The 4,763-nt window shown below is 49.6% G+C and carries 5 protein-coding genes; 3 read left to right on the plus strand and 2 right to left on the minus strand.

Annotated elements, in window-relative coordinates; translation table 11 throughout:
- Positions 1 to 666, plus strand: a 666-nt coding sequence (locus VN105_RS25650) for a response regulator transcription factor (RefSeq protein WP_325645621.1), incomplete at its 5' end; no start/stop codon positions are given.
- A gap of 10 nt (positions 667 to 676) precedes the next feature.
- Here the strand turns inward: VN105_RS25650 and VN105_RS25655 are convergent.
- A complete protein-coding gene (locus VN105_RS25655; RefSeq protein WP_325645622.1) occupies positions 677 to 1,579 on the minus strand; it encodes an AraC family transcriptional regulator in 903 nt (300 codons plus the stop codon).
- Between the two features lie 176 nt (positions 1,580 to 1,755).
- Here VN105_RS25655 and VN105_RS25660 point away from each other — a divergent pair, with 176 nt between their 5' ends.
- Both VN105_RS25660 and fdhA read left to right on the plus strand, forming a co-directional pair.
- Positions 1,756 to 2,157 carry a heme-binding protein gene (locus tag VN105_RS25660; RefSeq protein WP_325645623.1) on the plus strand — a complete coding sequence of 134 codons (402 nt, stop codon included), beginning with the start codon at positions 1,756 to 1,758 and terminating at the stop codon, positions 2,155 to 2,157.
- Positions 2,158 to 2,173: 16 nt separating this feature from the next.
- On the plus strand, positions 2,174 to 3,364 hold the full coding sequence (gene fdhA / locus VN105_RS25665) for a formaldehyde dehydrogenase, glutathione-independent (RefSeq protein ID WP_325645624.1): 1,191 nt from the start codon (positions 2,174 to 2,176) through the stop codon (positions 3,362 to 3,364).
- A gap of 81 nt (positions 3,365 to 3,445) precedes the next feature.
- Here fdhA and VN105_RS25670 read toward each other — a convergent pair whose 3' ends face one another.
- Positions 3,446 to 4,720, minus strand: a complete 1,275-nt coding sequence (locus VN105_RS25670) for a TCR/Tet family MFS transporter (RefSeq protein ID WP_325645626.1) — start codon at positions 4,718 to 4,720, stop codon at positions 3,446 to 3,448.
- Between the last annotated feature and the right edge of the window lie 43 nt (positions 4,721 to 4,763).

Genomic DNA, 4,763 nt, shown 5'->3' on the forward strand with positions numbered 1-4,763 from the left:
TATATAGAAGATGAACTGTCGCTTGGTAAAATAGTGAAAGAAAGCTTGCAACGGCGTGGATATGAAGTAATACTGGAAAGCGATGGCGCCAACGTAATGCAATTGTTTCAACAGGTAAATCCCGCAGTATGCATACTGGATATTATGCTGCCCAATAAAGACGGGTTTGAAATTGCTGCGGAAATACGCGCCATTAACCAGGAAGTTCCCATCCTGTTCCTCACTGCCAAAACACAAACCAACGACCTCGTAAAAGGTTTCACCCTGGGCGGCAACGATTATATCCGCAAACCTTTCAGTATGGAAGAACTGATTGTACGCATTGAAAACGTATTGCGCAAATCAGATAAAACACCCGCACCTGCTGCCAATCATATTATGATCGGTAAGTTCCGGTTTTATGCCAACCGCCAGGTGCTGGCCAATGATACGGAAGAAAAAAAACTATCGTACAAGGAAAGCGAACTGCTCAAACTACTGTACGAAAACCGCAATGGTATCATCGACCGCAAAAATATCCTCGACCTGCTCTGGGGACACGATTCCTTTTTCAACAGCCGCAATCTTGATGTATATATCACCCGGTTGCGCGTACACCTGAAAGAAGATGATAACCTGCAGATCCTTACTATTAAAGGTATAGGATACCGCTTTGTGCTGGGCTGATCTTCCCCGGTTACTTACGGTACTCCCTGGGCGTAACTCCTTCCGCCCTTTTAAACAACTTAATAAAATAGTTCAGGTTGTTGAAGCCCGACTGGTAACACACGTCTGTAATACTCAACGCCGGGTCGGCCATGATCTGCTTTGCCTGCCGGATCCGTTCCCGCAGTATATATTCCAGCGGCGAAATACCATATTGCTCCTTAAAAGCCTGGAAGAAAACAGAACGGCTCATACAGGATACCTTCGCCAATGCATCTATAGTGATCTTTTGGGTAAGATGCTCCTTAATATATTGCAACGCCGGCGTAAACCGGTGGCAGGTGGTAGCAACATCATTAATAGCTACCAGGTTCTGTGTTTGTATAATACGTAACAATAAAAATTTCAGGGAGAGATCTGCCAGTGCATCCTTTGCAGGATCACTCTCCATGCTGATACCTATCAGTTTATTCATACTGGCCGCCAGCTCTTTGTTATTCAGAAAGTGATACCGGCTGAAATTAAACTTCCATTCAAAAGGTGCTTCCCTGTTAGGATACTGCTCATTCAAAAACGCCAGGTTCTTGTTCACCATATCCCAGTCGAGCGCCAGGGTAGCGCATTGCACCGGATGCCTTTCATCAGCTTCCGGGAAATCCACCTTCATGGTCACCCCTTCCGGCAGGATCACGCTTTCTCCCGGTAAAAAAAAGAACTCTTCCGCACCAGACAGCGACATGATCTTTTTACCCCGCATCATACTGGATACTACCAGGCCGTTGTAAGACAAAGCCACATTGCTGCAGCGGTGAAAGGTTTCGAAAATATTCAGCTCGCAATGCCGGAGGTTAAATACCCTGCGGTGCTCCACCATGGTGTCCAGCGAGGTGGCGTCGCTCAGGTTAATTGGCTTAAGATGGCATATGTGGTTCATGGTGGAATTTTTTCATGACGCATGTTTCCTTCTCTCTATAAATTTATCGATTAATTCCCGTTGGCGGTAGCCCCCGGAATAAAAAATAGCATTGTTCTATCAATCAGGAGGATCGTTCAACCCGTTTACCGGCAATAGGGCTAATATTGAGTATTCCTTCACCCTAAAATCCGGTTATGAATATTACGCTCCAACAGGCGGAAGCAGCTATTGCCGCCGCTAAGGCCAAAGCCACTGAAATCAAAACGCTGATGAACATTGCCGTAGTAGACGCGGGCGCCAACCTCGTGGCTTTTGTTCATATGGATGATGCCTGGCTGGGCTCCATAGATATTTCCCAGAAAAAAGCCCGCACGGCCCGTTACTTCAACATGCCCACCGGCGAAATCGGTAAGTTGTCGCAGCCCGGCGGTTCCCTCTATAACATAGAACATTCCAATGGCGGCCTCATCACCTTTCCCGGCGGCGTGCCCATCCGCGACAGGCAAAACAGGATCATCGGCGCCATAGGCGTTTCCGGCGATTCAGTGGAAAATGATCATGCCGTAGCGCAAGCCGGCGCAGATGCAATTAAATAACCTTAAAAGATACCTTATGTGTAAAAATCATGGCGTTGCCTATATATCACCCGGCGTGGTGGAAGTACAGGAAATTGAATACCCCAAACTGGCTTTGGGCGACCGTAAATGTGAGCATGGCGTTATCCTGAAAATTGTATCTACCAACATCTGCGGAAGCGACCAGCACATGGTGCGCGGCCGTACCACCGCCCCGGCCGGCCTGGTACTGGGACATGAAATCACCGGCCTGGTCATTGAAGCAGGCAGGGATGTGGAATTTATCAAGGTGGGCGACCTGGTGTCTGTACCTTTCAATATTGCCTGCGGACGATGCCGCAACTGTAAGGCCGGGCAAACCGGTATCTGCCTGAATGTAAATCCCGCCCGCCCCGGCGCTGCCTACGGGTATGTAGACATGGGCGGCTGGGTAGGCGGCCAGGCTGAATATGTGATGGTGCCTTATGCCGATTTTAATCTGCTTAAATTCCCCGACAGCGACCAGGCCATGGAAAAGATCAGGGACCTTACCCTGCTTACGGATATTTTCCCTACAGGCTTTCATGGCGCTGTTACCGCAGGCGTTGGCCCCGGCAGTATCGTGTACATTGCAGGCGCCGGCCCGGTAGGACTGGCATGCGCGGCCTCCTGCCACCTGCTGGGAGCTGCGGTAGTGATTGTGGGAGATATGATAGACGAAAGACTGGCACAGGCCAAAAGCTTTGGCTGCGAAGTAATTGACCTGAAAAAAGAAGCCTCCCTGGCCGACCAGATCGCCGCTATTGTTGGTGTACCGGAAGTGGATTCGGCGGTAGACTGTGTAGGCTTTGAAGCCAAAGGACATGGGCACAACAGCAATGTGGAACAACCTGCCACCGTGCTGAACTCCATTATGGAAATCACCCGGGCAGGCGGACAACTGGGCATTCCCGGCCTCTATGTTACCGGCGATCCCGGCGCAGTAGATGAAGCCGCCAAAAAAGGAAGTCTCAGTATCCGCATCGGGCTGGGCTGGGCCAAATCGCACTCCATTCACACCGGCCAGTGCCCCGTGATGAAGTATCACCGTCAACTAATGAATGCCATACTCTATGATAAGATCAAAATAGCCGACGCGGTGAACGTGGAAGTGATCACCCTGGCCGATTCAGTAAGGGGCTACCATGATTTTGATAAAGGCGCTGCGAAAAAATTTGTAATCGATCCGCATGGCATGATCAGGGCGTAATAAACGGGAATAATGCAACAATGGCTGCCTGTAACAGGCAGCCATTTATTTTTATACCATAAAAGCGTTTAACCGGTCCCGTTAGTGCATAGGCGTACTGCTCAAATCTTTATTGAGCACTTCCGCCAGCTCGGGGTGCTCCTTCCTTTCACGGGAAAGGACCTTATAAATAATAACGATACTGAGTAATATAAACACCGCCCCGATCAGGAAATGTACACCTGGCAAATGGAACGGGGCTTTGGCGGATGTAAAATAAGCAAAGGCGCCGTTCATGATCAGTGGACCAATAATGGTGGTCAGGCTCATCAAGCTGGTAAGGGCTCCCTGCAGTTCCCCTTGCTGGTTAGCAGGTACATGGCCGGATATCACGGACTGTAAGGAAGGCCCGCAGATCCCGCCCAGGCAATAAGGGATCAGGAACACGAACATCATCCAGCCCTGTGTGGCAAAGCCAAATAATACCAGTCCCAATGTGTACAGCGACAAGCCCAGGTAAATACTTTTCTCATTACCTATCTTCGGGTTAATTACCCTGGTTAAACCTGCCTGTACGGCGCCCACCAGCACTCCTACCACTGCCAGGGAAATACCTACCATATTTTCGCTCCAGTGGAAATTATAGATGGTAAAGAAATTCCAGTTGCTTTGTACCGCCTGCGCGCCCAGATAGATCAGGAAAAACCCGAATGCCAGTCCGCCGATTTCCGGGTGCCTGGTTAAAAATTTCAGTGAACCAAAAGGGTTGGCGCGTTTCCAGTCGAACGGACGGCGGTTTTCCTTACCCAGCGATTCCGGCAGGAAAAAGTATCCCCAGATGCAGTTTACCAGGCAAAGTATGGCAGCAGCATAAAAAGGCGCCCTGATGCCCCAGTGGGCCAGCAATCCGCCTAACGCAGGTCCCAGCACAAATCCCAGCCCGAACGCAGCGCCTATCAACCCGAAATTTTTTGCCCTGGATGTTTCATCGGTGCTTACATCCGCAATATAGGCAGTGGCCGTAGTGAAACTGGCGCCGGTGATACCGGCAATGATACGCCCGGCAAATAACCAGCCATAGGCCGGCGCCAGCGCAAGAATAATATAATCGATCCCGAAACCAAGCAGGGAAAGCAATAAAACAGGGCGGCGGCCATATTTATCACTGAGGTTGCCGATCACCGGGGAAAATACAAACTGGGTGATCGCAAAAACGGATAACAACAACGCACCATAAGTACTGGCTTCGTTAACCGGGATATGTTTTAATTGTGCAATAAGATCTGCCATCACGGGAATGATCAATCCCCATCCCATTACATCAATGAGTAGCGTAACGAAAATAAAACTGATAGCGGCCTTTCTGGATGTGTGCATATAGGTGGTTTTGTATATCGATGAATCGCTGGCGGATGATTTT

This window comes from Chitinophaga sp. (assembly GCF_035564935.1).
Lineage (GTDB): Bacteria > Bacteroidota > Bacteroidia > Chitinophagales > Chitinophagaceae > Chitinophaga.

Coding starts and splice junctions, on each gene's coding strand:
- fdhA (WP_325645624.1), top strand. CDS start 2,174: ATGTGTAAAAATCATGGCGTTGCCTATATATCACCCGGCGTGGTGGAA.
- VN105_RS25670 (WP_325645626.1), bottom strand. CDS start 4,720: ATGCACACATCCAGAAAGGCCGCTATCAGTTTTATTTTCGTTACGCTA.
- VN105_RS25660 (WP_325645623.1), top strand. CDS start 1,756: ATGAATATTACGCTCCAACAGGCGGAAGCAGCTATTGCCGCCGCTAAG.
- VN105_RS25655 (WP_325645622.1), bottom strand. CDS start 1,579: ATGAACCACATATGCCATCTTAAGCCAATTAACCTGAGCGACGCCACC.